This is a genomic window from Serratia sp. root2 (assembly GCF_031931805.1).
Lineage (GTDB): Bacteria > Pseudomonadota > Gammaproteobacteria > Enterobacterales > Enterobacteriaceae > Serratia > Serratia inhibens.
Window position 1 is genome coordinate 443,571 of sequence record NZ_JAUJXB010000001.1, and the last position, 24,413, is coordinate 467,983.

Genomic DNA, 24,413 nt, shown 5'->3' on the forward strand with positions numbered 1-24,413 from the left:
TGGGGTATTTGTCAGTGTCTTAAGAGAAGGCTGTCGATCACTTTCTAAAAGGTTGCCGTTGCCCAATAAGCGGCTATCATCTCTTCTCTAAGCCCTTGCCGCCTCTGAAAGGATTGTCTGCCGCTATGCCCGTGAATTTTGATCTCAACGATCTTTATGCCTTCCGAGCGCTGGTTGAATACGGTAATTTTCGGCTTGCCGCGGAGTCCATCTGCCTTTCGCAGTCGGCATTGAGCCGCAGGATAGAGAAGCTGGAATCCGCGCTGGGCATTAAGTTGTTCGACAGAACCACCCGGCGCGTCACGCTGACACTGTATGGGCAGACCTTTGCCGAGCGTTCAGATCAGTTACTGGCGAATGTCGAGTTGGTGTTGGCGGACATCAATAAGGTCAGTCAGGATCGCGTGGGGCTGGTCACCGTCGCCACGGTGCCTTCGGCGGCCTACTATTTCATGCCCGACGTGATCCGCCGTTTCCAGGCCCGTTATCCACGGGTACGCGTCAAGCTTATCGATAGCAGTGCAGGTAACGTCATCGAAGCGGTGGCCAGCGGCCAGGCGGATTTCGGCATCTGTTTCGCGACAAACCTGCAACCCAATATCGAATTTTTGCCGCTGGTGGGGGATGTTTATGTGGCGGCCTGCAGGCGCGATCATCCCATCGCCAGTAAAAAAAGCCTGACCTGGCGCGAGTTTTATCAGCAGGATTATGTGGGGCTGGATAAGACGTCCGGTAACCGTAATTTGCTTGATCAGATGCTGGAACACATCATTCCCGAGCGCCCCAGCATCTGTGAAACCCGCCATGTGACGACCATGCTGGGCATGGTTGAAGCGGGCGTCGGCATCGCCGCCGTGCCCGCCATGTCGATGCCGGCGTCAGAGCATTCGGTGCTGACGCACCTGCCGCTGACCGACCCGGTGGTGAAACGCACGGTTGGCCTGATCAGGCGCAGCGGACGCATGCAGTCTTACGTTGCCGCCGAGCTGGAAAAGTTGATCACTGAACAGTATCACGCTGTTTAACCGGCTGTTCAGTTTTCACGGCTCTCATCCCGGTGGCGCGAATGGTGTTTTGCGCCTCGGCGGAAGACAGGAAATCCAATAGCGCTTTGCCTTCCTGGCGGTGTTCCGCTTTGGCGGTGACCGCGCCGGCAAAGCGGGTAATGTACTGCACATCTTCAGGCAGCTCGCCGATAAAGGTGACGCCCGGCACCGGCAGCAGTTCACTCACTTGCTGGAAACCTACCGCATATTTCCCTTTCGCCACTTCGGATGCCACCGGAATGCGCTCAATCATGTGCGCCTTCTCTTTCACCTGGTCTTCGATACCCAGTTTTTTGAACAACTGGTTGCTGACATAGCGGCCGCTGGCACTGTCCGAATAGGCAATGGATTTGGCCTGCAGCAGGGTATTGCGCAGATCGCTATCCTTTTGGATCGTGGGTTTAGGGTCGCCTTGTTTGACCACCATGCCAATCGGCGAGTCGGCCAGTTCCACGCGTGAACCCGGCTGGATCCAGTTGTCTTTTTCCAGATTTTTCAACGCATCACCCACCATAATCACCACATCGGCCTTTTCTCCGCGAGCCAGGCGCGCGGGGATCGCCTGGGGCGTTTTACCCATAGAAGGGCCGGACACCAAAATGATGTGGTCGCCGCTTTTCGCTTCAAATTGCGGGGCCAGTTTTTCCAGTGCGGCTTTAAACCCGCCTGAAATCATGACGGTCACGTCTTTGGCCAGCACGCACGTGCTGACAGAGGAAAGCACCAGTGTGGCGAGCAGTGAACGATAAATTTTTTGCATGACGTAATCCCTGATTTAACGTGCGGTTTGTAGTGACAACGTGCTGCGGCGGTACAGATAAAGCGTCGCCAGTAATGCGCATAGCGCGGCAAAGCTCATCCAGTAGCCGGGTGAGGCCTTATCGCCGGTGTACTCAATCAGTGCGGTAGAAATTACCGGCGTAAACCCGCCAAAGACGGCGGTCGCCAGGCTGTAGGCCAGCGAGAAACCGGCAACCCGAACCTCCGTCGGCATGATCTCGGTTAATGCCGGGATCATGGCGCCGTTGTAGAGGCCGTAGAGGAAGGACAGCCACAGCAGTACCGTCAGCATCATCGAAAAGCTGGGGGCTTCGGCAAGCAGGCTAAGTGCCGGATACGCAGTGACCAGCGCCAGCAGCGCCATGGTCACCAAGACCCGCTTACGGCCAAAACGGTCCGAAAGGGCACCGCCTACCGGCAGCCAAAGGAAGTTGGAGATCGCGACCAGTAGGGTCACCAGCAGGCTGTCGGAGGCGCTGAGCATCAACACTTTTTTACCGAAGGTCGGCGCATAGACGGTGATCAGATAAAACGCGGTGGTGGTCATGGCGACCATCAGCATGCCGGCGATAACCACCTGCCAGTTCGCCAGGAGCGTTTTAAACACGTCGCGCATCGCCAGGTGGTTGCGGCGGGCGGTGAACTCCTGGGTTTCTTCCAGTTTGCGGCGCAGGAAAAAGATGAAAGGCACAATCAGGCAGCCGAACAGGAAAGGCAGACGCCAGCCCCACTCGCGAATGGCGCTTTCTTCCATGAAGGCATTCAGTGCGAAGCCCATTGCCGCGGCCACCATAATGGCCACTTGCTGGCTGCCGGACTGCCAGCTGGTGTAAAAGCCTTTACGGCCTGGTGTGGCAATCTCGGCCAGGTAAACCGATACGCCGCCCAGCTCTGCGCCTGCAGAGAAGCCTTGCAGTAAACGGCCGGCCAGCACCAGCAACGGCGCCCAGAGCCCGATCGTCTGATAGGACGGGATGAGCACAATCAGGAAGGTCCCGGCGGCCATGATCGACAGGGTAACGATCAGCCCTTTACGTCTGCCGACTTTATCAATGTATGCGCCCAGCACGATTGCGCCGATAGGGCGCATCAAAAAGCCCGCGCCAAAGACCGCGAAGGTCATCATCAGCGAGGCGAATTCACTGCTGGCCGGAAAGAAGGTATGGGCGATGTAGGTGGCATAAAATCCGAACAGGAAAAAATCGAACTGCTCCAGAAAGTTGCCGGAGGTCACACGCAGTATCGCGCTGGTCCTTGCCCGAGTTGTCATTGGTGCGTTAGGTGAATGCATCTTTATCTCCAGTTTGTCATTGACGCTTTTAACCGCATCTGTTTCTGCAGACTGGACCATGAAAATAAAGTAAATAAGCGCAATAAACGCATGCACTGATGCGTTTGGCGCATGAATGAATGTTAACAATTTGGCGCAACAAGCTGTAACAGGCCGTTAACAAGATTGCCCTGTGCTGTCTGGTTCGTTACAGGCTAAAAACTTCATGCGCGTTTTGTGACAGGCTTCATATAAGGCGAAGGGGGCAGAAAAATGCTGAGCGGGGGGCAAAAGGGGGGCGCTTGGGTTTTTCGCGAGAGTAGCCCGGAAATGAGCTTCTGCCCTCCGCAAAGATCAGACATTCGCTTATCTTTATGCAGTGGGCCAAACTTTTTGAGGACTGCATCAAAGAGGCTCAGGGATCTGCAGCAGTACTAATCTGGCGCCGTTCATACTTAACCGCTGGGAAGGTGCGCTGTTGCGTATGCGTGTGGAAAAAGATGACCGTCCGCTACGGGGTTTTTGTGACGTGGTGTTTGGCTCGCTTCTGATCTGACCGCCACAACAAATCTGCCGCAAACCCTTAACCGGCCCCAACCAAACTCGCGCTGATCACACCCTGATGAGAAGGCTAGCGCAGCCGTGAAGGTGGCAGGCCAAAGCGCTGGGTGAATCGTTCAGCAAAACGCGAAACCGATTTGTAGCCGCAGGCATCGGCCACCTGCGCCATGTTCCAGCGGGTGGTTTGTATCAGCATCAGGCCGTGGTGCATGCGTATATCCACGAGCAACTTCTCAAAGCCGCCCCCTTCCTCGCGTAAGCGTCTGCGCAGGGTGGATTCGCTCATCGCCAACGCTTCGCCGGCAGAGCGCGCGGTCCAGTCGGTTTCTGGCGAAGCACGCAGCAGATTGCTTAAGCGCGGTAAAACGCCCTGTCGCCGGGGCAAAGCAAAATGAATGTCTTGTTCTGCCAGTACCAGCAGCAAGTCGAATATCCTCAAACGTATTCTTGCATCACTGAGATTCGGTTGCGCCAGGCTTTTCAGCAGCGTGTGTAACGACTCTCGCAGCGCGCTGTTAAGCGCCATCGCGGTAAATTTCGGCTTCTTTCTGTCACCGGAGAGAGATAAATGGCTTTGCGAGAACTGATAAAAAGATTCCAGCACATCGGCGCTGAAAGTCAGATACAGCGATCGGAACGGGGAGCCGTTATCCGGAGGAAACTTGGTATAATCAGCAATGACGCCCTGATCTATAAACCCCACGGCGGCAGTATCAGCCAGAGTATGGCTTTCTCCGGAGGTCAGAAATTCGATTCTCCCCGCCAGTACGATTAGCACCGTCGGTTCGAAGAAGCAAAATGAGGGTGTGCTTTGTCTCACCCTGAGCTGCGGATAAGCCACCGACACCAGATTATCGCGGCTGAGACTGCTGCCATAATAATCTGACCAGGAAAGGGATTCATTGCTCATGGCGTCCGGTTCATCCGGGACAACTAATCGACTTTCTCTGGTCATGATTTACCTGTTGATGGTTCGTGGTGGGTTAAACGCTGACGTCCGGATTCAGGGTATAGATCCCGGTCAGCGTGGCCGTTGCCAGTACATTGCTGTTTTCCAGCGCACGACGAACGTTAGCGCCAGTCAGCTCTCCTTCTACGTTTAATGCCGGCATCGGAATCGCATATAACGTGAATATGTAATGATGAACCAATTCATCATTCCACGGCGGGCAGGGGCCATCATAGCCATAATATGTTCCGGCCATTGACTCATCACCGGCAAACCACGCGGTGTAATCATTGATACCATGAGTCAGACCGTCTGGCGCGGAAGGCCCCGGCTTGCCTCTGGCAGAAATGCCGCTGGACTGAGCGCCTTCAATGATTTCGCCTTGATCCGCCGGAATGTTCAACAGCGACCAGTGATAGAAATCTGTACGCGGCAGAGACGCCGGAACGGTTTTCCCCGGTTGATTAACATCTTCTGCACTGGTTGGCACATCAGGATCGTGGCAAAGAAGCACCAGCGCCTGTGTGCCTGCCGGCACATCTTCCCAGGCAAGGTGTGGATTGAGGTTATCAGATAAACGAATGCGGTTTTCAGGATCATAAACGGCAAAACTGTTCTTGCCTGGGATGGCCTCACCGTCTTTAAAACTGTGGCTGTATAATTTCATGTTATTGCCTTATCAGTTGCGGAAAACACGATTATACGGTCATTACACATCCTGAGGCTTACTCATCCGGTCAAATTACTTCCTTAAACTGTCATTATGACTGGATGTGTTGGGGTGGTTGAACCCACTGCGGGAAGCGGGCACTCGAACATACTACGGCCGGCTCGTGAGCGCCCGAATTAACCGTGACGGTTTGTTCTTGTCGATATATCAATCGCCTCCCGTATCTGTTGCATGTCGCGCCCGGGAGGCGCCCCGAACTGCCGCAAATATTCGCGGTTAAACGGTGATGTACTTTCATAGCCGACAATAAAGGCAGCGTCAGACGTGCGATGCTCGCCGGTGAGTAACAGCTGGCGGGCCTCATGCCCACACTGAAGGGGTAATAGACGCGGACTCAGATAGCGAGGTCGTCATTGAGATTAACCAGGGATTTAGCAGCCATCTCTCTCCGCCATGCATCAACCAGTGGCGGCCACTGAATCCCTTTAACAATGGATAACGAGCGCAACAGCGGGAAAAGACGGATATCCGTTAGCGAGAAATGCACGGTATCTCTCTCTTGCTGTGCTAACAACAACTCAAGAACCTCAAGTTTTGCATTTATCTCAGGCAACATAGTTGCGGTGTGTTCCAGTAAACGCGGGAAGGGGCCGAAAACGGCTTCTTTCTTGTTGACGAAATATTTTCTCGCCGTATCCCGATGGAACTCTTCAAAGTCAGAGCTTGCCCAGCGCGGGATCGCCAGCGAATAAATCAGTTTTGTCGCCTCTTCCATCCAGGTTTCTATTGCCGGATTGTCAGGCACCGTCAGAACAGACGAACCGTAGGTCTCATCGATGTATTGGACGATATCCAGACTCTCACCGATCGCTTCATTACTTTCAGTGACCAATATTGGAAGTATTTTTTTGCCGATGAGGCGCGTTGGGGTTTCTTCATCATCGTTTGGCAGAGTAATGATTTCACACGCCACATCTTTCAGGCCAAAGATCATACGTGAACGTACGCAGAACGGGCAGTGATCGTAAACATAAAGTCTCATAGCAGTGTTTCTCATGGTATTTACTCTAAAAAATTAACGCGTAAATCCATCAAATGGTTTCATATACACAGCACCAAACGGGTCCAGCCTTGTGCGGATCTCATCATCAGGTTCGCCATAGACTGTCAGTCCGGTGATGGTTACCAAAGAAAGAAAGGTTTCGGCAAAAGGCGCGAACGTGTGATCAACATGGTTCACCAAATCCTCCTGACGGTAACGCTCAACAATGCTTGCCGTTTTCTGGTCGTCGCCGACACTGTAGACATAACTCAGCGTACCGGGTTCTTTACTGGTGGCTTCTACCACGCGTGAAACTAATTCTTTAAACGCAGGGAGTTGTCCGTCATTGACTGCCAGGTTAAACACACAGGTAATTTCATTTTTCATCGTAACCTCCAGAATTATGGGAGCAGGTGAACGTGCAAAGAAGAGAGAGACTTCCCCTCAAAAGGAATATGCCGTTATGCGCGGGGCATAACGGCAGGTAGGCTAAGGAGCGCTGAATGTCAGCTCGATTTTTTCAGCGTCTCAGAAAAAATCTCACCTGAAATTGCCCAGTTGTCGGTGGTTACGTCGTTGAAAATGACATAGACATACTGTGGATCAACTTTGGCATGGGTGGCGATAGCGTCAGTCACTGCTTTAGCAATAGCGGGTTTAGCATCATCACGACCATCGAACATCTGGATATTAACTACTGGCATGGTAGAACCCCTTCATGAGTGGATAAATTGTCAGTCAAACTGACGTTAGAAGAAATCCTACGCTGATAACTTAAGTGGATAAACAGGCTAAAAGAGGACAGAGTGTAGAACTTATATCTACAATCATTCGAATGCTTTTTGTGCGGCTAAATCAATTAACTCATCAATGATGAAGCGTACGCCTGGCAGCAAATGACGAGCGCGGGGCCATATCACATTGAGCTCGGTGGGCGCAGGATTGTAGGCAGCGAGCAGCGGCACTAACTTGCCGCTCTGTATATGTGGCCGCAGTAACGCCTCGGGAAACTGAATCAAACCGGCTCCGGCAATACAAGCATCGATCATCGCATCGCCATCACTGATTTGATGAAAAGGCGCGGGTTTAAGTCTGATGTCCTTCCCGTTCTCGCCACGGATGAGCCAGCTAAGTGGTGCTCCACCACGCCAAGCTAAAATACAGCGGTGGTGTACCAAATCGGCCAGCGTTTCAGGTGTGCCGTAAGTCGAGATATAGGCGGGAGACGCGCAGATAATCAGATGCTGATCATTCAGTTTACGGGCGATGAGATCCTGTGTGTCTTTCACCGGACCAAAGCGGATGGAGAGGTCGAAACCAATATCCAGCGGGTCAATGATGCGGTCGTTAAAAGTTATGGTCAGCTTCAGATATGGGTAGCGTTTTGTCATGTCCATCAGCACCGGCATCATCACCGAGCGGCCAAAGGCCGCAGGCAGATCTATCCTCACTGTGCCAGTGGGTTCTGTAAGCTTTGAACGCAGCGCCATTTCCGCCATTTGCAGGGTTTCAAGCGCACTCTGGCAGCTTGCCAGATATGCTTCGCCCTCGGTGGTCAGGCTTATTTTACGCGTGGTGCGATGAAATAGCGGGATGCCGAGATTATGCTCAAGTCGCTGAATACTCTTACCAATTGCTGATTTCGACACGCCCAACTGTACAGCGGCTTCGGTAAAACTACTTGAATTTGCGGCCGTCACAAAGTGGACGATGTTGCTGAAAGATTCGGTAGAAATCACGGTCGACATCGTAGGCGCCTGGATGAAAATCAGAAGGACACTTTAGCGTAAAGTCGAAACGCAAAACAACGCAAACGAGGAGCAATCAGAGGGTAAAGAAACTGGCACTACGCAGAAAATAACAACCTTTACTACGCCATTTTCATGGATCTTATTTTTCTGACGTACGTTTGAGGGCAACTATAGGGTCGCCGATCAGTGCCAAAACAATCAGGGCAACAATCAAGAAAGCAGGCCAATGATAGGGTAGTTTTCGTTTTGGGCCATAACGTCCGTTCCTCGCTCATCGCAGACCTGACGATCCTTCAGTCTGGCCTGGAAGCGGACGTCACTGACGCGTAGTGTTAAACAACGAAGAACAGCTCAGTCCGCTAACCCCCGGACTGAGCTTCCTTCAAGCCATCTACTCTTTGGCGACGTTATTTGGCCAAGAGTTCTTTTCGGACGATCTCTGCGCCCGCGCTTAACGCATCCAGCTTGCCTCTTGCCACTCCGCGAGGTAGAGGGATCATGCCGCAGTTGGTGCAAGGATAGAGCTTGTCGGCGTCTACAAACTGAAGCGCTTTTCGAAGCGTAGCGGCGACTTCTTCCGGTGTCTCAATGGTATTGCTTGCCACGTCGATGGCCCCAACCATCACCTTTTTACCTCGAATGAGTTCCATCAGCTCCATGGGAACATGGGAGTTCTGACATTCCAGTGAGATGATATCGATATTGGATTTTTGCAGTTTTGGAAAAATTTCTTCATATTGTCGCCACTCTGTTCCCAGCGTCTTTTTCCAATCGGTATTGGCTTTGATGCCATAACCGTAGCAAATGTGTACTGCGGTTTCGCATTTAAGCCCTTCAATGGCTCTTTCTAACGTGGCAATGCCCCAATCGTTCACCTCATCAAAGAAAACGTTAAAGGCGGGTTCATCGAATTGGATGATATCGACGCCAACAGCTTCTAATTCTTTGGCTTCTTCATTGAGAATTTTAGCGAATTCCCAGGCCAGCTTTTCGCGGCTTTTATAGTGGTTATCATATAGCGTATCTATCATGGTCATGGGACCAGGCAGGGCCCATTTAATGGGTTGGTCGGTTTGCTGGCGCAAAAACCTGGCATCTTCGACAAAAACAGATTTTTGGCGACTCACAGGGCCAACGACGGTCGGGACACTCGCCTCATAGCGATTACGGATTTTAACGATCTCGCGTTTCTCAAAATCAACGCCGTTGAGGTGCTCAATAAAGGTAGTGACAAAATGTTGGCGCGTTTGCTCACCGTCGCTGACAATATCGATACCTGCCTGCTGCTGATCTTCCAGACACAAACGCAGAGCATCTTGTTTGCCGTCAATTAATTCCTGGTCTTGCAATTTCCAGGGTGACCAAAGTGTCTCAGGTTGAGCCAGCCAAGAGGGCTTGGGTAAACTGCCGGCAGTCGACGTCGGTAATAACTTCTTCATAATAGATGACCCTGTATTTTTGTTAATCAAAGAACGCAATTGGCAGACCATTGCTCAAGAACAGTTTGGTATGGTTTAATGAAATTCTCTTCGGTAAACTTTCCCTGCTCGATGGCTAACTGGCTACGTTCTTCTCGATCGTAAACGATTCGAGTTAAAGAATAATCCTGTTGATTCAAGCTTGGCTGATAGTATTGCCCTGCTGCAGAATTGGCATTGTAAATCTCAGGCCGGTAAATTTTTTGGAAAGTCTCCATCGTACTGATGGTACTGATAAGTTCAAGATCAGTGTAATCGCTGAGCAAGTCGCCATTAAAGTAAAAAGCCAAAGGCGCAACACTGTTTTTAGGCATGAAGTAGCGAGCCTTTAGCCCCATTTTATTGAAATATTCATCGGTCAATGAAGGTTCATCTTGCTGATATTCCACGCCCAATACAGGGTGCTCATTACCCGTCCGGTAATAGGTGTTTTTACTTGAAACACTTAGGCATATAACTGGGTTTTTATTAAAGTTATCCCTGTACGCCTCTGAATTGATGAAGTATTTAAATATGTTGCCGTGTAAATCACCAAAATTAGCGGGAATGCTGAATTTAGGTTGGTTCTTGTTGTGCGCTGACAGCAATACGCTAAAGTCATAATCCCGCACGTAAGAAGAAAAATTATTCCCTACAATACCTTCAATGCGTTTGTTGGTTTTTTTATCAACGATATTGGTTTTCAATATTTCAATCACTGGGAAGGTATTGCCATTACCTTCAATATTCATCTCAACAGAAATGATTTCGAGTTCGACAGAATAACGATCGCCTTTAGGGTTGTCCCAATGCGCCAGTGTATTGAAACGATTGTCAATCATCACTAACGTGTTGCGCAAGTTCTCCTGGCGGTTCTTTCCTCTGGCCAAATTGGCAAAATTAGTCGTGATACGCGTATTTTCGGAAGGGTTATAGTTTTCATCGAAAACACTGCGCTTAAGCGTAAAAGTAAAATCTTTATTCATAGTGATCTTGCACCCTGAGTTCTGACATGAAAACTGAATTGATTTCTTGATTCCCCAGAAATCACTGACTTTCTCATTCGTCAGTCTTCATGTTGTCAATACGTTAACAATGCATCTTTTATGCCAGAGCCATGGGATGAGTGAAAGCGACTTAATTTCATTACCACATGAGCCATCTTCATGATGTCACGGCCCCTCATGCCCGGCATCGTCAGAAGCCCTCGCTCACAAGATTTGCTGCGGGGATCCATGGTGGCAGAGGCGGCTGACTGAACAGACCTGGTGGTAAGATTTAAAGATATGGGAGGGCGCCTTCATGGCTCAGAAAAGCGTGGCTTGAGCTTCGCTCATATTGCATCGATTTACCTGCACTTTCTTACTAAATCCAACCGGATGCCAGTGAGGTCCGCTTCCGCTCATAGCAGACCTGACAGCATCTCGGTCTGGCCGCTTGGTGTAAGGAGCGGACGTCGACAAAGTCAGTCAACGGGGGACAGGTCACTCTTGTTACCTCGGCAATCTTTGCGCCCTGAGAAGCAATGCAATCGGGTAACGTCTTAATCGGCTCAGTTTTCGGGGCGGTTAAACCTCACGTTTTTCCGCCCATTTCAGCATTGCATCGAGAGCGGGGCACAGCGCTTGCCCCCACTCAGTGAGCCGATATTCCACTTTCGGCGGTACCTGGGGATACACCATCCGCGACACGATCCCGTCGGCTTCCAGCTGTCGCAGTTGCTGCGCCAGCATCTTCTGCGAAATGGCGGGGATCAGTTTTTCAAAATCGGAATAGCGCTGTACCTTTCCGTCGAACAGATGAAAAAGAATGATTAATTTCCAGCGGCCTTCCAGCAGTCGCAGGACTTGCTCCACGCCGCTTGCGGCCGATTCCGGGTTATATAACTTACTCATAATTCAGTAACTCACTTTTTCGTGCGTACTTGTCAATTTCACAGTCTATGTTGAAGATATCCGTACTGTAAATAACGGGAGTACAGAGCCATGTCATTATCACTACCGCAGGCTATTTCTGCCTATTTCTCGATCAGTAATGGTGCCGATATCGCCGGCGTTAAGCAATGTTTTACCGCCGATGCCGTCGTGATCGACGAAGGTAAAACCCATCAGGGGCACGCGGCGATCGAGGCATGGCAACGTGCCGCACAGGCCACGTTTGACTACAGCGTTGAGCCGATTCAGGTTCTTGCCGAAGGCGACCGGGTGACGGTCACCTCGAATGTCGTCGGTAACTTTCCCGGCAGCCCGGTAGTGCTTAAGCATGCTTTCGGTCTGGTCGGCGACAAGATCAACACCCTGGAGATTCTATGATGTCGTTGGATCTTGATTTCCAGGGTAAACGGGTGCTGGTTACCGCGGGTACCAAAGGCGTCGGTAAAGCGGTCGTCGGACTGTTAAAACAGCAGGGCGCCAGGGTGTTAACCACTGCGCGCCACGCGCCCACGGAATGTATTGCAGACATCTTCGTGGCGGCGGACCTGACCACGGTCAAAGGCTGTGCCTCAGTAGCGGAAGCCGTTCAGGCGCACCTGGGCGGGGTCGACGTCATCGTCCATGTCGCGGGCGGCTCTACCGCACCCGGCGGTGGCTTTGCGGCGTTGGGCGAAGAGGAGTGGCAGCAGGAACTCAATCTTAATCTGTTGCCCGCAGTACGCCTGGATCGTGCGCTGTTGCCAGGGATGCTGGTGCAGGGGGGCGGGGTGATCATTCACGTCACCTCTATCCAGCGTGAGCTGCCGTTACCGGAGTCGACCACCGGCTATGCGGCAGCTAAAGCGGCGTTGTCAACGTACAGCAAAAGCCTGTCGAAAGAGGTATCGCCGAAGGGGGTTCGGGTGGTGCGCGTTGCGCCCGGCTGGATCGAAACCGAAGCTTCGGTGGCACTGGCGGAACGCCTGGCGCAGCAGGCGGGAACGGACTACGAAGGCGGCAAGCAGATCATCATGAATGCCCTGGGTGGCATTCCGCTGGGGCGTCCGTCAAAGCCCATCGAGGTGGCGAATCTTATTGCCTTCCTCGCTTCATCTTATGCTGCCACCATTACCGGTACCGAATATGTGATAGATGGCGGCACCATCCCGACGGTGTAACCCTGTATCGCTTACAAAACGATATTATCATTATCCAGACGGCCCCGATTTACAGGGGCCGCCTTATGCATAGACTTGAAACGCCTGCCGTGCTGTCTTAAACCAATTCAGCCAGCGATGCCGGATGAAACCCGTTCAACGCGGTGTAGTTGTCATCTTCCACTTTCGTTACCCAATCCGGATCGCTCAGCAGGGCGCGGCCCACAGCGATGAGATCAAACTCTTCACGCTCCATGCGTTCGATGAGCCGCTCCAGGCTTGCAGGAGCCGATCCCTTTCCGGCGAAAGCATGGGTAACATCGTTATCCAGGCCAACCGAGCCCACGCTAATCGTCGCGGCTCCGGTCACTTTTTTCGCCCAACCCGCACAGTTCAGGCCGTTTTCACCGTCAATCTCAGGGAATTCCGGCTCCCAGAAACGCCGTTGCGAACAGTGCAGGATGTCGACGCCGGCCTCAACCAGCGGCAATAACCATGCTTCCATCGCTGCCGGGGTTTCGGCAATTCGTACCCCGTAGTCCTGCTGCTTCCACTGGCTAACACGCATGATAATCGGAAAATCAGGACCGACGGCATGGCGAACAGCAGAGACAATCTCACTGGCAAAGCGCGTACGTTCTTTGATGGTGGGGCCACCGTAGCGATCGGTACGCAGATTGGTGCCGGCCCAGAAGAACTGGTCGATCAAAAATCCATGAGCGCCATGGATTTCGACCGTGTCGAAGCCCAGACGTTTGGCATCTGCCGCCGCCTTTACGAACGCCGAAACCGTATCAGCGATATCTTCTTCGTTCATTGCCACGCCGCGCGGGTCTCCGGGCGCATCGAAACCTGACGGGCTTTCCACAGGGGCATCCGGTTCCCAGCCGTTGATATAACGCGCTGCACCGGTATGCCAGATCTGTGGCGCCATGCGGCCACCCGCATGATGTACGGCGTCAATCACGTTTTTCCAGCCAGCCAGTGCCGCTTCTCCGTGGAAAAAAGGGATGCCGGAATCGTTTCGTGACGCCGGGCGATCAACGACGGTGCCTTCCGAAAGGATCAGACCAACACCCCCCTCTGCGCGACGCCGGTAGTAGGCCGCATTTGCTTCTCCCGGTATACCGTCCGGTGCAAAAAGTCGCGTCATGGGCGCCATTACGATCCGGTTTTTCACTTGAAGAGAACGCACGGAAAAAGGACTGAAAAGAATACTGGATGTATTTTGAGACATACAAATTAACTCCATTGTGTTGGGAGCTCTATTAGGTATATTTTATATACCTGATGTCAATTAGGCACCTTGAGTAGCCTAGGTATACCAAAGGAAACCCCGCATGCTGACTTTACACCCACAGTGCTTCTCGTCGGATTGCCCAAGCCGGGCATTGTTCGATCAAATCGCAGACAAATGGTCGATGATGGTTCTGGCTGTCGTTGATGATGAACCACAGCGCTTCAACGCCATCAGACGTCGTCTTGAGGGCGTTTCACAGAAGGCCCTGACGCAATGCCTGCGGCGGCTGGAACGTAATGGACTGATCTCGCGACAGGTTATCTCTTTCTCGCCGGTGGCCGTGCAATACGAAATTACGCAACTGGGCCGAACCTTGCAGAAACCCTTTCGTGAACTGCACCTATGGACGCTCGATAAATTGCCTGAAGTCGAAGCCGCCAGACTGCAGTTTGACCAGGCTGCCGGGATGAAGTGAAAAGGGGGGAATCAGCGTTTGTCGTTTAAGTGAAATGCCGGCGCTATCCATTCCCGTTCCTGAACGGCGGGAAGTAGGAGCCCCGGTATCATTGATGCTGCCTATTCAGGTTGTTCCATCAGAACCTGGATGGGTAATCTCGTTTTTTGGCCATGCCGACATCGCAATATCAATGAGCTGTGAAAGCGTCTGTCGGCTTGCTCCGGCGGAGGGGAGATTCACAACGGACTGCAGTATTCCGAAGTAATGCCAGGCCAACAGGTCCAGATCGGCATTCGGCCCGATTTCACCCGTCCGTTGCCCCTTCGCCAGAAGGTTTGACAATACCTGCCGCTGTTGGCAAATCCCCGAGTTCATCGTCATTTTCCCCGCGGCTGTAAGGTCTGCTTGCTCGGTGAGGCTGCGAGACAGCAGGCAACCCTTGGGGTTATCTATACCAGCGCTATCCGGGAGAAATTCACGCAGCAATGCATCCACGCTGGCTCTGGAGGACTCGGATTGAATCGAATTCATGCGCGTCAGGACGCGGTCCGTATACAGTTTGAGACACTCGTTGAATAGCCCGTCCTTATCCCCAAATCGCTGATAAAGGCTGGACCGGGAAAGACCTGTTGCTTCAGTGAGATCGCTGATGGATGCGTTCGCATAACCATGCCCCCAGAAAACACCTATCGCTGCATTCAGCACGGCGCTTTCGTCGTATTGCGGTTTACCGCTCATAAATCCTCCGTTGACAATCTGGAATGATCGTACCAGGATAGTTGGACTGATCGTTCCAGCATATAATAAGGATTCATCATGCTTAATCAATCGAATACTCAAGTGCCTAAACTTCGCATCGCTGTAGCGGGGGCGACAGGTCGGGTCGGTTCGCACTTGGTCAATACGCTTGCGGCAGACCCAGTGGAGGTGATTTCACTCACGCGGCAGAAGACAGCTGAAAATATTTCCGACAAGGTATCCTCTGTTGTTGTGGATTTTGATAAGCCCTCAACGTTAGAAACGGGGCTGGCAGGTGTCGATAAGCTTTTTATTGCCCAGGGTACGTCCCCCCAGCAGGTTGCTAATGAGATAGCACTCATTGACGCTGCGGTAAAAACAGGCGTGCGGCATATCGTTAAACTTTCGGTGATGGGGCCGGCGACCCCCCTTAACCCTTTTGCATGGCATGCAATAATAGAGGCTCATCTGGCCCAACAACCCGTGGCCTCAACCCTATTGAGACCGACCACTTTCATGGATGTACTCAAGCGTGCAGGAAGTCAGGTCGCTGCTGGAACCTGGGCTGGTGCGGCAGGTCACGGGCGTGTCAATCTGATTGACACTCGGGATGTCGCCGATGTGGCACGCGTTGCGCTACTTGAAAAGGTTGCAGATAACTCCCAACGCGCTTATCACCTGACGGGGCCGCGCAATTGGACAATGCATGAGGTTGCAGAAAAATTGTCCCCTCTTTTAGGCCGTACGGTCACCTATATTGACCGCTCGCCCGATGAACAGCGCGCTGCATTACTTGCGGGCGGTTTTTCATCATTTGTCACTGAACTGCTTGTTGGACTGGATCGCGTTTTCAACCATTCGGTTCTGATTGAGCGAACTCTGACGGTCGAAGCATTAACGGGATCGCCTCCGCGCTCATTGTCAGATTGGCTTCAGGAAAATATCGCGTTTTTCAAAGGCTAGATACAGGTCATCCTCAAGTTGAAAGGTTTTGGTCAGGTCATTTCTCGCACGCAAAAGAGCAAAAAGCCCGCTCAGGTTTCCCTGAGCGAGCTCTTCTAAAATCTCTCTTCTGTCAGTTAAAATCGCACTTGATATATATTTGTCAGTAAATTCGTTCAGCATCCATAGTACAAATCACTCATAGCACGCAATGAATGATCATTCATTCACTGATGTACTATGATTCACCTTTTATCAGTAAAACTTCTGAAGGCTAAAAACCTGACTGTAATGCAATGATTTTAAGACTATTAAGTAAAGGCAGGTAATGTATGACTAAGAAAACTCTTCGACTCTCTTTTCCCCAGTGGCAGGGAGGAAACAATCCTCCTTATCACCTCGGCTCCCTTCTGCTTTCCTTCCTTTCGCCGGAAGCCAGAGGCCCCGTCGAAACAGTTCCGGTCGCTTTACCGGGTGCTGAACCTCTGAATGAGGTGGACGGCATAACTGCCAAACCTCAGCTCCTCAGGCAGCTTGGCGATGCAACTGCCCTGATTGAAAAGCATGACCCCGATACCGTTGTCGTTTTGGGCGGAGACTGCCTGGTTTCTCTCGCCCCTTTTGCGCACCTGCTGAATAAATATGGTGAAAAACTCGGCGTGCTCTGGATTGACTCACATCCTGACGTGCAAACGACAGAACAGTATTCAAATGCCCATGCACATGTACTTGGGGCATTGATAGGTACCGGTGACAAAGATTTAGTCAGTCATGTTCGGCACAAATTATCACCGTCGAAAATTATGATTGCTGGCATTCATGACCCGCTGGATTATGAGCGTGACTACCTGGCCAGCCATCAGATAGCAACCTCCGGCCCGGAGCAGATCAAAGCTGGAGGCGGTGAGGTTATGGAATGGATTGCTAAAGAGAAAATCGAATATCTGGCCATCCATCTTGATCTTGACGTACTGGATCCGGCGCTGTTCCGCTCGGTTCTGTTTGCACAACCCGGCAGAGGTGAACATGATTTTGGTGATGTTGCTGAAGGGAAACTGACCATTGAGGATGTGCTTAAGCTGATTAATCAGGCCACGTCTGAAGCAGAAGCTGTCGGGCTGACCATAGCTGAACATATGCCGTGGGATATGATTAATCTTAAGAATTTGCTCAGCGCCTTACCGCTTATGAAGTAATTGGATAAAACCAATTCCAGGGCAGGTAATTGCTGATCTGGCTCGCGGTTTTAAAGCGGGTTAAAATCCGCTTTTCAATGTTGAACCAAGGTGATCATGTTAAAAGATACGGATACCTACCATAAGCTGATTACCGCTTCCGCCGCTTGTTTTGCTGAAAAAGGCTTTAGTGCAACCAGCGTACGTGAAATTTCCACCCGGGCCGGTATCAGTCAGGGTGCGATGTATACTTATTTTAAAAGCAAGAATGAGCTTATTGAGGCTATCGTGCTGGAAGAGCAAAACTCTGCCCTGACCGCGCATGATGTGCCTTATACCTGCTCGCACTTTGACAGAATTTGCACACAAGTTGCCTCCTGTATCAGCGATGTGGGGTACCCGGTTACGCATCTTTTGTGGGTAGAAATCATGGCTGAGTCATCACGTAATCAGGAACTGAAGAAAACCTTTATCTCCAGCGATAAGATTATGCGGCAAGGCATTGCGGCGATCATTGAGAAAGGAATTGCGGCAGGAGAGTTTCGCCGGGATATCAATACTGAAGAGATCACCATCATCTTGTTTGCTTTTATTGACGGACTAATCGCCCGTAAGGCTATCAACCCGGCGTTTTCCTTAATAAAAGATATTCCGACCTTCCGTGAGCTGATAGCGAAAATACTCATGTGATTTAACCTACAGCCTTTGCGACTAAGATCCCTTTCCTTATCGCTGAATCGCTGAGGTCCGCTTTTCGCTCATAGCCGCCGGTCAAAAAACCAAAAAGCCCACTTAAGTTTCCCTAAGTGGGCTTTTCCAATATGGCTCCTCTGGTCGGGAACGCCATTGCCACTAATTGTCTGATAACTAATAAAACATCCCGCCTGTCAAGATCACCCAAATGGCCGTCATTGGTCCTGCATCGGTGTTAGGCTCCGCTTGGACTGGCGCTTGCGGCTATCTCGGAGGCCCGCGCCAGTGCTGCTGGTGAAGCTGTGGTGTCTGATTCAGCCGATATCGACTTTCATGGCGATGTCCCAGCTGCCGGCGCCATTCTTGGCCAGGCCGATCATCATCAGGCCGAGCGACTCCAGTGTCTGGGCCATTTGCAGACCGCCGACATCGAACGGACGCAACCCGAGGCTTTCGAGAAAGGTCGATACGTGTGCCTTCGCCTGCGGATCGTCGGCTGCGATGAACGCGTCGAGGCGTCCACCTTTGGCCAGTACGTGGCCGAAGAGGGTATTGAACGCCTTCACGACATGCGCGTTGGCGGGGAGGAGCTTGGCGATCTCCTGTGCCGCGGAACTGCCGTGGGGAGTGACGAGGCCCGAGAGGCCGGGGGCAACCGGGTTCGTGATGTCGATGATCACCTTGTTGCCGAGCGTTTCGCCAAAGTCGGCCACCACCGCTGCAACGCTGCTGTACGGCACGGCGAGAATGACGATGTCGCCCGCCGGCGCCGCGCCGTACGTCCCTGTGGTCGCTCCGGCTGCCAGCTGGTCGGCCAGCGCCTGGGCCTTGGCAGTGTCGCGGCCGATCACCTCAAGGGTATGTCCAGCCGTGGCGGTACGCTTGGCGATAGCCGTGGCCATACCGCCTGATCCTATGATGCTGATAGTGCTCATATGCAGATTCCTCGTGAGTTGGGGTACTGCCCGTAATCGCTAAACGGGCCCCCCGGTTGATATGTCGTGTGCGTCGAGCCTCCCGCATCATCCCTGATGCCATCGCCGGGTCGGCAACGTCTTTGCCCGAACGGGCAGGGCATTGCGACACTGCCGTCTGCCAGGCTCGTTGCGATCCGGATCCCTGTCCCGGCTCAGCTCAACGGGCAGGGAAGTAATGGCCGTTGTCCAAATCGGCGAGCAACCCGGGCTGGGCGGGTTCCCAGCCGAGGGTCTGGCGGGTGATGAGGCTGGACGCCGGGAGGTTCAGCGTGACCAGATTCGCGAGGAACCCAAAGTATCCCGGCAGCATGAGTGTATCGATGGGAATGCTCACCGCGGGCAGGCCCAGACGGCTGCCAATGGCCTCGGCGATCTCGCGGAACGGGATACCCTCGCTTTCGAGCCCATGCCAGGTCTTGCCGGCCGGACCCTTCTCCAGCGCCAGGCGGAACAGCGAGGCGAGGTCGCGGGCATGCACGGCCGGCCACAGGTTTGCGCCGTCTCCAGGGTAGCCGATGACCCCCTTCTCCTTGGCGAGCCCAATCAGCAGCGGGAGGAACCCGGTATTGTCGGTCGTGCTGTGCGCGATAGTCGGGATCCGCACGATCGAGGATCGTACGCCGCGCTCCGCAAGGCCGATTACCGCGAGTTCCACGACGTTACGAACCCGCAGGGAACCCTTGTACGCATCGCCGCCGGGAAGGGCCGGGTCCTCTTCAGTCGCCGGTCGGTCGAGGAAGCTGGCCCCGGGTGCCGTCCAGCCCAGGTTCGTAGGCGAGCCAATGCTGCCCGAAACGACCAGCGGTTTTCCGGTTCCGGCCAATGCCTCGCCGTACGCGAGCATGACCTGGAGCTCTGCTGCGGCCACGGCGTCAATCCCGCCCGCGGGAAGCAGGTCTTGTCTGTGCGCGACGTGGATGACGCCATCGGACGCAGCCGCAGCCGCCTTGAGCCCATCCAGGTCGGAAATATCCCCGCGACGCACCTTGGCGCCGAGCGCGGACACCGCAGCGGCGGATTTATCCGACCTGGCCAGGCCGGTGACCTCGTGGCCGGCGGCGATAAGTTCGGGAATGATGTACGAGCCGATATGGCCGGTCCCGCCAGTGACTAAAACGTGCATGATATTTTCCTTTTAGGTGCGATATGAGTGGTGGTGCCGTGCGTTTAACCGAGAAGGCTGACGCCGATCGAGAAGTTGGCGTGCTTGATGGAGTGGGTCATGAGGCCCAGACACAGCATGCAGGCGTGCTCCAGCGTCCGGGCCATGAACAGCGGCCCGGTATCCAGCGGGCGCAGCCCGAGGCTCGCAATGAACGCCGAGGCGCGTGCCTTCGCCTGCGCGTTGTCCCCGGCGATGAACACGTCCAGCAGCTGACCTTTGACTGAACCAACGGCCAGCACGTGGGAAAATTGGGTGTTGAATGCCTTGACGATATCCGCATCGGCAGGGGCGGCCCTGGCGATCTCCAGCGCGCCGAAACTGCCTTCAGATGTCAGGAAGCCCGAGAAATCAGGTTTGATGGGATTGGTGATGTCGATAAGAAGCTTGCCCGCCAGCTTTTCGCCGTACTGCTTCAGCACGTCGAGAACGGCGGAGTAGGGAACCGCCAGGATGACGATATCCCCGGCCGGGATGGCGCCGAAGGTTCCCGTCGTCGCACCGGCTCCGATCTTCCCTGCCAGCGCCCGCGCCTTGGCAGCGTCGCGGCTCATTACCTCGACGATATGTCCGGCCCTGGCGGCAAGACCGCCGATCGCCGCCGCCATGCCGCCGGAGCCGATGATGCTGATAGTGCTCATGTGCAATTTCCTTACGGATAGGGGGTTAATCATTCATGGATTGCAGGTGCGATCCCACAACCGGACTCAACGTACAGGTCATGCTAGTCTTGTCACTTGCAATAAACAAGTAAAATTACTTGTAAAAAACAAGTGAGAAAAAGAGAGGGGTTTGCTTGCGATAGGCAAGCGATGTAAGATCTCGCCATGAAAACGACGAATAAAGAAATTCGGTCCCATTGCGCGGTAAATTACGGCGTGGAGATCTTTGGCGACCGGTGGTCGCTCTTGATCATTCGCGACATCGTTTTTACCGGTAAGAAGACCTATGGCGAGTTTATGAAATCGGAAGAGGGCATCGCGACCAATGTCCTGGCGTCCCGCCTTGCCTTTCTTGAGCAGCAGGGTGTTCTTGCGAGGGCGCCCAGCCCCGACGACGGGCGCAAGGATTTATATACGCTGACCGAGAAAGGCCTCGACCTCATTCCTGTCATGCTTAACATCGTCCTTTGGAGCGCGAAGCACGATTCGAAGTCGTACGTGCTGCATCGCAAGGAGTGGGTTGATCGATTAAGTCGAAACCCCGTGGAAGTGAGCGAAGAGGTGAAGGTGCTGGTTCGTAATGGCGGATGTATGTTTCCCGCTGGCAACGAATGAGCAAGAGGGCAAACGTGCCCTGTCACGCGTTCAGCTGTCCATACGAAGGAAGTAAAATGCTTTTGCCAGATTTGAGCTTTACAAAAACAGTATATCAATCGTCATTTCAAGAATGAGTCGTCAGCTGTTTGTTTCCCTGGATGGGCCTAAGGGAGCAGGTAAAACCACACTGTTGGAAGCCATTACGAAAGTACTCAGGGCAGACAACAAGAAGGTGATCCGACTTTGCGAGAAAAAAAGCGATCCCTACAGGGGGGAAACAATGGCCCTCGTTAACAAGCTCGCCAGAAATCCCACCCTGGATTTGGAATTGGAAGTTTGTGAGCGCTTTGCTGATAGCCGTGCCTGGATTTCCCGGCACGTGCTGACTAAACAGCCACCGGACAGCATTATCTTGATGGATCGCTGGTACCCGTCGGATGCCGCGTTTCGCCGGATGGTTCCATTTGCAGAGATTTTACAGCTTAACATTGAGCGAAACGTGCGAACGCCAGACCTGCATGTCGGGGTTGTTACTGCGCCTGATATTTCATGGGCGAGGGCCGCGGCCCGACCGCGAGGGTTAAGTAGTACTGTGATTTATAAGCTGGAAGAGCATGTTGCTTGTACCAAGGCATTCGAGCGAGAAATTGCAAATCACGGCTGGGTTTTATGCCGTAATGAAGGAACTCTCGAAGACGCAACGATGCAGGTGATTGCTGAGATCTACAAAGTGCTTGGATGCCCTATAGGCATCGGTTTTGCGAACAGAGCTTCCGCCGCATGCCGCCAGTAATGACGACCACGTATTCCGTCACTCTCCACTCCAGAGTGATCCTCAGATTTATGTGGCGTCTACAGAATCGATACTACTCAGTATCTTTCGGTCTTTGACTCGGGAAAATAAAACTCAGTGTTCTGACCTGCCACAGCTTATGGCAGAACTCCGGCACCGCCATATCCAGCTCGACCTGCTTCAGGGCAAAGAAAATCTGTTCTTCGGTAAATCGTGACTTTTTCATCGGCCCTACATCCGTTTCGGGGGGCATTTGTCATGCCGGAATTCTGTAATAAATGGGGCAGGATTTTGGGGTAGGGTCATGCACCACATCCTCGTCATAGGCAGTTTTGTGCCAGGAGCGGACGTTGACAAGGCGACCTAGTCACAGTGAATGCGTGGAAGATATATAATTTGAGGGCGCGATAACGGGTCTACTTGCGAAGAATCACTGTTGCTGGGTATGCTTCACTGAAGCATGTATCGGTGTCGAGCATATTGATGAATAGTATAGTAATATCAGGAGTAGAACGTAAAAAATGCATTTAAAAAAAAGGTATAGAAATGGGCGATTATTCACTTCTTGTTGGAAATGGTATAAATAATATTACAAATGGAAACTCTTGGCTTGATGTGCTAAATAATCTAGGGGAAACATATGGAATCAAGATTGACACACAAGAAAAACCATTTCCACTAGCCTATGAGGAGATTTATTTTAATATTTTAAATAAAAGCCAAAATGGGTTTTTAGAAAATGAAATAAAAAATTACATTGCATCAAAAATAAACAAAATAAAGCCAAATGAAATTCACCATAAAATAATAAAACTAGAGTGTGATAATATTTTAACAACAAATTATGACTTGACATTTGAATATTGTTTGGATGACAGTATCAGGCCTGAAGACTTAAAAAATGAAGGTAAAATAAAATAGAGCAAATACAATATCTTCAGGCATTACAAGGTGAAAAACAAAAAAGTATGGCATATACATGGAGCATTGAATAACCCAAACTCAATAATTCTTGGCTATGAGCACTACAGCGGTTATTTGCAAAGCATGCGGGGTTATACAACTACCGGAAGCCAGTATTCCAATGAGTCGTTCAACAAACCACTTACAAAACGGTTGAAAGAAAATGATGTTGGTAATAGTTGGATCGATGATTTTTTTACTAAGGATGTATATGTCTTAGGCTTAAGTTTGGATTTTGTTGAGATTGACCTTTGGTGGTTGCTTACATTCAGAGAAAGAAGTCGACTTACAAAGAAAATAAAATTACAACATGAAATAACATATTACATCCCTGATCATTTTTATGGTGATCCTGCTTCCAAATCAAAAGTCGATCTTTTGAAAAGTGTTGGAGTTAAAGTTAATCATGAGTTCGGAGCAGTGTTCAAAGGGAATGAGGAAAAGTATTATCTCGATATAATCAATGACATTTATAATAAAACCAATAGATAATATTTTATCTGTAAAGAGAACGGTCAAAGAAAAATATTCTTTGACCGTTGATATGAGCTTTTAGTCCGCTCTTCGCTCATGAGGGACAATCATACTTAAATCTCCCACATTGCAGGATATTTGAGCATGAACACGTCACCGTGGAACAAAGACCGTATCATCGGACAAAAAAGACCGCTTCAGATATCTCATATCTGGGGGATTCGAATTAGACTTGAATTGGAAGGCAAAACGCGCGATTTAGCCCTGTTCAACATGGCCTTAGACAGTAAACTCAGGGGCTGTGATCTGGTAAACCTCAAAGTATCAGATGTTGCATATGGCAGTTCTGTTTCGAGCAGAGCAACGGTGTTACAACAGAAAACCGGTATCCCCGTCCAATTTGAGATAACCAAAGGGACAAGAGAAGCAGTTGCAGCGCTAATAAAGCTGGGCAATCTGCACAGTAAAGAGTACTTGTTCCAATATAGGGTCGGTTCTTGCCAACACATTTCAACCCGGCAATACAACCGTATTTTTCATAGATGGGTAGGAAAGCTTGGTCTCGAAGATTCGCTGTACAGCACACATTCCATGCGAAGAACAAAACCTTACCTGATATACAAGAAGACCAAGAATCTCCGGGTCATCCAACTTCTGTTAGGTCATAAGAAACTGGAAAGCACTGTGCGTTATCTGGGCATTGAAGTCGATGATGCGTTAGAGATCTCTGAGTCGATTGAAGTCTAAGGTTGTCAGGGCTGCAACAGCAGCCTTGTGCCAGAGCGGACCGTCGAACAAAGAAATCTATCGGCTTTTGATACGCGCCTTAGAACTGATGCTTACTTGCAAAAACTGGACTGACCCCGCCCCGGTAGACGAGCCTGCCCTATAGTTTAAGCATAGGAAGAGCGTATGGGCACACCACGATTTACACCTGAATTTAA

30 protein-coding genes are annotated in these 24,413 nt (G+C 51.6%); 12 read left to right on the forward strand and 18 right to left on the reverse strand.

The window, feature by feature from the left end; all coding sequences use genetic code 11:
- Nucleotides 1–125 precede the first annotated feature (125 nt).
- Nucleotides 126–1,025, forward strand: coding sequence for a LysR family transcriptional regulator (locus QZQ97_RS02035; RefSeq protein ID WP_311992021.1), 900 nt, complete (start codon nt 126–128; stop codon nt 1,023–1,025).
- Here the strand turns inward: QZQ97_RS02035 and QZQ97_RS02040 are convergent.
- The 12 genes from QZQ97_RS02040 to QZQ97_RS02090 form a co-directional block, all read right to left on the reverse strand.
- Entirely contained in the window at nt 1,000–1,806 is an 807-nt protein-coding gene (locus QZQ97_RS02040; protein ID WP_311992022.1) for a substrate-binding domain-containing protein, read from the reverse strand. The genes QZQ97_RS02035 and QZQ97_RS02040 overlap by 26 nt on opposite strands.
- Before the next feature lie 15 nt (nt 1,807–1,821).
- Entirely contained in the window at nt 1,822–3,117 is a 1,296-nt protein-coding gene (locus QZQ97_RS02045; protein WP_311992023.1) for an MFS transporter, read from the reverse strand.
- Between the two features lie 610 nt (nt 3,118–3,727).
- The gene (locus QZQ97_RS02050; RefSeq protein ID WP_311992024.1) at nt 3,728–4,612 is read right to left on the reverse strand and encodes a helix-turn-helix transcriptional regulator; all 885 of its coding nucleotides are present in this window, start codon (nt 4,610–4,612) and stop codon (nt 3,728–3,730) included.
- 28 nt (nt 4,613–4,640) lie between these two features.
- Entirely contained in the window at nt 4,641–5,273 is a 633-nt protein-coding gene (locus QZQ97_RS02055) for a YbhB/YbcL family Raf kinase inhibitor-like protein (protein WP_311992025.1), read from the reverse strand.
- Between the two features lie 179 nt (nt 5,274–5,452).
- Entirely contained in the window at nt 5,453–5,674 is a 222-nt protein-coding gene (locus QZQ97_RS24525; protein WP_330696277.1) for an AraC family transcriptional regulator, read from the reverse strand.
- Nucleotides 5,671–6,318 (reverse strand): glutaredoxin 2, encoded by a 648-nt coding sequence (gene grxB, locus QZQ97_RS02060; protein WP_311992026.1) that lies wholly within the window; start codon nt 6,316–6,318, stop codon nt 5,671–5,673. Before grxB ends, QZQ97_RS24525 begins: the two co-directional genes overlap by 4 nt.
- 33 nt (nt 6,319–6,351) lie before the next feature.
- The gene (locus tag QZQ97_RS02065; RefSeq protein WP_311992027.1) at nt 6,352–6,705 is read right to left on the reverse strand and encodes a putative quinol monooxygenase; all 354 of its coding nucleotides are present in this window, start codon (nt 6,703–6,705) and stop codon (nt 6,352–6,354) included.
- Between the two features lie 119 nt (nt 6,706–6,824).
- Nucleotides 6,825–7,022 carry a tautomerase family protein gene (locus QZQ97_RS02070; RefSeq protein WP_311992028.1) on the reverse strand — a complete coding sequence of 66 codons (198 nt, stop codon included), beginning with the start codon at nt 7,020–7,022 and terminating at the stop codon, nt 6,825–6,827.
- 123 nt (nt 7,023–7,145) lie between these two features.
- Nucleotides 7,146–8,066: a LysR family transcriptional regulator gene (locus tag QZQ97_RS02075; protein WP_311992029.1), complete on the reverse strand. Its 921-nt coding sequence runs from the start codon at nt 8,064–8,066 to the stop codon at nt 7,146–7,148.
- Between the two features lie 410 nt (nt 8,067–8,476).
- Nucleotides 8,477–9,508 carry a methionine synthase gene (locus QZQ97_RS02080; RefSeq protein ID WP_311992030.1) on the reverse strand — a complete coding sequence of 344 codons (1,032 nt, stop codon included), beginning with the start codon at nt 9,506–9,508 and terminating at the stop codon, nt 8,477–8,479.
- Between the two features lie 26 nt (nt 9,509–9,534).
- Nucleotides 9,535–10,512 carry a DUF1852 domain-containing protein gene (locus tag QZQ97_RS02085; protein WP_311992031.1) on the reverse strand — a complete coding sequence of 326 codons (978 nt, stop codon included), beginning with the start codon at nt 10,510–10,512 and terminating at the stop codon, nt 9,535–9,537.
- A 582-nt stretch (nt 10,513–11,094) separates the two neighbouring features.
- Nucleotides 11,095–11,421 (reverse strand): winged helix-turn-helix transcriptional regulator, encoded by a 327-nt coding sequence (locus tag QZQ97_RS02090; RefSeq protein WP_311992032.1) that lies wholly within the window; start codon nt 11,419–11,421, stop codon nt 11,095–11,097.
- 90 nt (nt 11,422–11,511) lie between these two features.
- Here QZQ97_RS02090 and QZQ97_RS02095 point away from each other — a divergent pair, with 90 nt between their 5' ends.
- Entirely contained in the window at nt 11,512–11,838 is a 327-nt protein-coding gene (locus tag QZQ97_RS02095) for a nuclear transport factor 2 family protein (protein ID WP_311992033.1), read from the forward strand.
- Nucleotides 11,838–12,617, forward strand: a complete 780-nt coding sequence (locus tag QZQ97_RS02100) for an SDR family oxidoreductase (RefSeq protein ID WP_311993861.1) — start codon at nt 11,838–11,840, stop codon at nt 12,615–12,617. The genes QZQ97_RS02095 and QZQ97_RS02100 overlap by 1 nt, the downstream gene beginning before the upstream one ends.
- Before the next feature lie 97 nt (nt 12,618–12,714).
- Here the strand turns inward: QZQ97_RS02100 and QZQ97_RS02105 are convergent, their stop codons facing one another.
- Entirely contained in the window at nt 12,715–13,833 is a 1,119-nt protein-coding gene (locus QZQ97_RS02105; RefSeq protein WP_311992034.1) for an NADH:flavin oxidoreductase, read from the reverse strand.
- 103 nt (nt 13,834–13,936) lie between these two features.
- Between QZQ97_RS02105 and QZQ97_RS02110 the strand changes: the two genes are divergently transcribed.
- The gene (locus QZQ97_RS02110) at nt 13,937–14,311 is read left to right on the forward strand and encodes a winged helix-turn-helix transcriptional regulator (protein WP_311992035.1); all 375 of its coding nucleotides are present in this window, start codon (nt 13,937–13,939) and stop codon (nt 14,309–14,311) included.
- A 105-nt stretch (nt 14,312–14,416) separates the two neighbouring features.
- Here the strand turns inward: QZQ97_RS02110 and QZQ97_RS02115 are convergent, their stop codons facing one another.
- Nucleotides 14,417–15,031 carry a TetR/AcrR family transcriptional regulator gene (locus QZQ97_RS02115; protein WP_311992036.1) on the reverse strand — a complete coding sequence of 205 codons (615 nt, stop codon included), beginning with the start codon at nt 15,029–15,031 and terminating at the stop codon, nt 14,417–14,419.
- Between the two features lie 78 nt (nt 15,032–15,109).
- Here QZQ97_RS02115 and QZQ97_RS02120 point away from each other — a divergent pair, with 78 nt between their 5' ends.
- The 3 genes from QZQ97_RS02120 to QZQ97_RS02130 all read left to right on the forward strand — a co-directional run bounded on the left by QZQ97_RS02120 (nt 15,110) and on the right by QZQ97_RS02130 (nt 17,838).
- Nucleotides 15,110–15,994: an NAD(P)H-binding protein gene (locus QZQ97_RS02120; protein WP_311992037.1), complete on the forward strand. Its 885-nt coding sequence runs from the start codon at nt 15,110–15,112 to the stop codon at nt 15,992–15,994.
- A gap of 311 nt (nt 15,995–16,305) precedes the next feature.
- Nucleotides 16,306–17,169, forward strand: a complete 864-nt coding sequence (locus QZQ97_RS02125; RefSeq protein ID WP_311992038.1) for an arginase family protein — start codon at nt 16,306–16,308, stop codon at nt 17,167–17,169.
- A 96-nt stretch (nt 17,170–17,265) separates the two neighbouring features.
- Entirely contained in the window at nt 17,266–17,838 is a 573-nt protein-coding gene (locus QZQ97_RS02130) for a TetR/AcrR family transcriptional regulator (protein WP_311992039.1), read from the forward strand.
- 317 nt (nt 17,839–18,155) lie between these two features.
- On the opposite strand, the gene QZQ97_RS02135 is transcribed toward QZQ97_RS02130, so the two are convergent.
- From QZQ97_RS02135 to QZQ97_RS02145, 3 genes are all read right to left on the reverse strand, one after another.
- On the reverse strand, nt 18,156–18,782 hold the full coding sequence (locus QZQ97_RS02135; protein ID WP_311993862.1) for an NADPH-dependent F420 reductase: 627 nt from the start codon (nt 18,780–18,782) through the stop codon (nt 18,156–18,158).
- A gap of 193 nt (nt 18,783–18,975) precedes the next feature.
- The gene (locus tag QZQ97_RS02140) at nt 18,976–19,941 is read right to left on the reverse strand and encodes an SDR family oxidoreductase (RefSeq protein ID WP_311992040.1); all 966 of its coding nucleotides are present in this window, start codon (nt 19,939–19,941) and stop codon (nt 18,976–18,978) included.
- 44 nt (nt 19,942–19,985) lie between these two features.
- Entirely contained in the window at nt 19,986–20,621 is a 636-nt protein-coding gene (locus tag QZQ97_RS02145; RefSeq protein WP_311992041.1) for an NADPH-dependent F420 reductase, read from the reverse strand.
- Nucleotides 20,622–20,807: 186 nt separating this feature from the next.
- Between QZQ97_RS02145 and QZQ97_RS02150 the strand changes: the two genes are divergently transcribed.
- Entirely contained in the window at nt 20,808–21,257 is a 450-nt protein-coding gene (locus QZQ97_RS02150; RefSeq protein ID WP_311992042.1) for a winged helix-turn-helix transcriptional regulator, read from the forward strand.
- Between the two features lie 112 nt (nt 21,258–21,369).
- Nucleotides 21,370–22,032 (forward strand): dTMP kinase, encoded by a 663-nt coding sequence (locus QZQ97_RS02155; RefSeq protein WP_311992043.1) that lies wholly within the window; start codon nt 21,370–21,372, stop codon nt 22,030–22,032.
- A 73-nt stretch (nt 22,033–22,105) separates the two neighbouring features.
- On the opposite strand, the gene QZQ97_RS02160 is transcribed toward QZQ97_RS02155, so the two are convergent.
- The gene (locus QZQ97_RS02160; protein WP_311992044.1) at nt 22,106–22,258 is read right to left on the reverse strand and encodes a hypothetical protein; all 153 of its coding nucleotides are present in this window, start codon (nt 22,256–22,258) and stop codon (nt 22,106–22,108) included.
- A 320-nt stretch (nt 22,259–22,578) separates the two neighbouring features.
- On the opposite strand from QZQ97_RS02160, the gene QZQ97_RS02165 reads away from it, so the two are divergent.
- From QZQ97_RS02165 to QZQ97_RS02175, 3 genes are all read left to right on the forward strand, one after another.
- On the forward strand, nt 22,579–22,953 hold the full coding sequence (locus QZQ97_RS02165; protein ID WP_311992045.1) for a hypothetical protein: 375 nt from the start codon (nt 22,579–22,581) through the stop codon (nt 22,951–22,953).
- Nucleotides 22,954–22,983: 30 nt separating this feature from the next.
- The gene (locus QZQ97_RS02170) at nt 22,984–23,487 is read left to right on the forward strand and encodes a hypothetical protein (RefSeq protein ID WP_311992046.1); all 504 of its coding nucleotides are present in this window, start codon (nt 22,984–22,986) and stop codon (nt 23,485–23,487) included.
- Between the two features lie 126 nt (nt 23,488–23,613).
- Nucleotides 23,614–24,216: a site-specific integrase gene (locus QZQ97_RS02175; protein WP_311992047.1), complete on the forward strand. Its 603-nt coding sequence runs from the start codon at nt 23,614–23,616 to the stop codon at nt 24,214–24,216.
- Nucleotides 24,217–24,413: the final 197 nt, after the last annotated feature.

Coding starts and splice junctions, on each gene's coding strand:
- QZQ97_RS02105 (WP_311992034.1), bottom strand. CDS start 13,833: ATGTCTCAAAATACATCCAGTATTCTTTTCAGTCCTTTTTCCGTGCGT.
- QZQ97_RS02140 (WP_311992040.1), bottom strand. CDS start 19,941: ATGCACGTTTTAGTCACTGGCGGGACCGGCCATATCGGCTCGTACATC.
- QZQ97_RS02100 (WP_311993861.1), top strand. CDS start 11,838: ATGTCGTTGGATCTTGATTTCCAGGGTAAACGGGTGCTGGTTACCGCG.
- QZQ97_RS02095 (WP_311992033.1), top strand. CDS start 11,512: ATGTCATTATCACTACCGCAGGCTATTTCTGCCTATTTCTCGATCAGT.
- QZQ97_RS02130 (WP_311992039.1), top strand. CDS start 17,266: ATGTTAAAAGATACGGATACCTACCATAAGCTGATTACCGCTTCCGCC.
- QZQ97_RS02125 (WP_311992038.1), top strand. CDS start 16,306: ATGACTAAGAAAACTCTTCGACTCTCTTTTCCCCAGTGGCAGGGAGGA.
- QZQ97_RS02050 (WP_311992024.1), bottom strand. CDS start 4,612: ATGACCAGAGAAAGTCGATTAGTTGTCCCGGATGAACCGGACGCCATG.
- QZQ97_RS02075 (WP_311992029.1), bottom strand. CDS start 8,066: ATGTCGACCGTGATTTCTACCGAATCTTTCAGCAACATCGTCCACTTT.
- QZQ97_RS02065 (WP_311992027.1), bottom strand. CDS start 6,705: ATGAAAAATGAAATTACCTGTGTGTTTAACCTGGCAGTCAATGACGGA.
- QZQ97_RS02115 (WP_311992036.1), bottom strand. CDS start 15,031: ATGAGCGGTAAACCGCAATACGACGAAAGCGCCGTGCTGAATGCAGCG.
- QZQ97_RS02070 (WP_311992028.1), bottom strand. CDS start 7,022: ATGCCAGTAGTTAATATCCAGATGTTCGATGGTCGTGATGATGCTAAA.
- QZQ97_RS02175 (WP_311992047.1), top strand. CDS start 23,614: ATGAACACGTCACCGTGGAACAAAGACCGTATCATCGGACAAAAAAGA.
- QZQ97_RS02155 (WP_311992043.1), top strand. CDS start 21,370: ATGAGTCGTCAGCTGTTTGTTTCCCTGGATGGGCCTAAGGGAGCAGGT.
- QZQ97_RS02090 (WP_311992032.1), bottom strand. CDS start 11,421: ATGAGTAAGTTATATAACCCGGAATCGGCCGCAAGCGGCGTGGAGCAA.
- QZQ97_RS02085 (WP_311992031.1), bottom strand. CDS start 10,512: ATGAATAAAGATTTTACTTTTACGCTTAAGCGCAGTGTTTTCGATGAA.
- QZQ97_RS02110 (WP_311992035.1), top strand. CDS start 13,937: ATGCTGACTTTACACCCACAGTGCTTCTCGTCGGATTGCCCAAGCCGG.
- QZQ97_RS02040 (WP_311992022.1), bottom strand. CDS start 1,806: ATGCAAAAAATTTATCGTTCACTGCTCGCCACACTGGTGCTTTCCTCT.
- QZQ97_RS02080 (WP_311992030.1), bottom strand. CDS start 9,508: ATGAAGAAGTTATTACCGACGTCGACTGCCGGCAGTTTACCCAAGCCC.
- grxB (WP_311992026.1), bottom strand. CDS start 6,318: ATGAGACTTTATGTTTACGATCACTGCCCGTTCTGCGTACGTTCACGT.
- QZQ97_RS02035 (WP_311992021.1), top strand. CDS start 126: ATGCCCGTGAATTTTGATCTCAACGATCTTTATGCCTTCCGAGCGCTG.
- QZQ97_RS02145 (WP_311992041.1), bottom strand. CDS start 20,621: ATGAGCACTATCAGCATCATCGGCTCCGGCGGCATGGCGGCGGCGATC.
- QZQ97_RS02165 (WP_311992045.1), top strand. CDS start 22,579: ATGGGCGATTATTCACTTCTTGTTGGAAATGGTATAAATAATATTACA.
- QZQ97_RS02055 (WP_311992025.1), bottom strand. CDS start 5,273: ATGAAATTATACAGCCACAGTTTTAAAGACGGTGAGGCCATCCCAGGC.
- QZQ97_RS02160 (WP_311992044.1), bottom strand. CDS start 22,258: ATGAAAAAGTCACGATTTACCGAAGAACAGATTTTCTTTGCCCTGAAG.
- QZQ97_RS02045 (WP_311992023.1), bottom strand. CDS start 3,117: ATGCATTCACCTAACGCACCAATGACAACTCGGGCAAGGACCAGCGCG.
- QZQ97_RS02150 (WP_311992042.1), top strand. CDS start 20,808: ATGAAAACGACGAATAAAGAAATTCGGTCCCATTGCGCGGTAAATTAC.
- QZQ97_RS02120 (WP_311992037.1), top strand. CDS start 15,110: ATGCTTAATCAATCGAATACTCAAGTGCCTAAACTTCGCATCGCTGTA.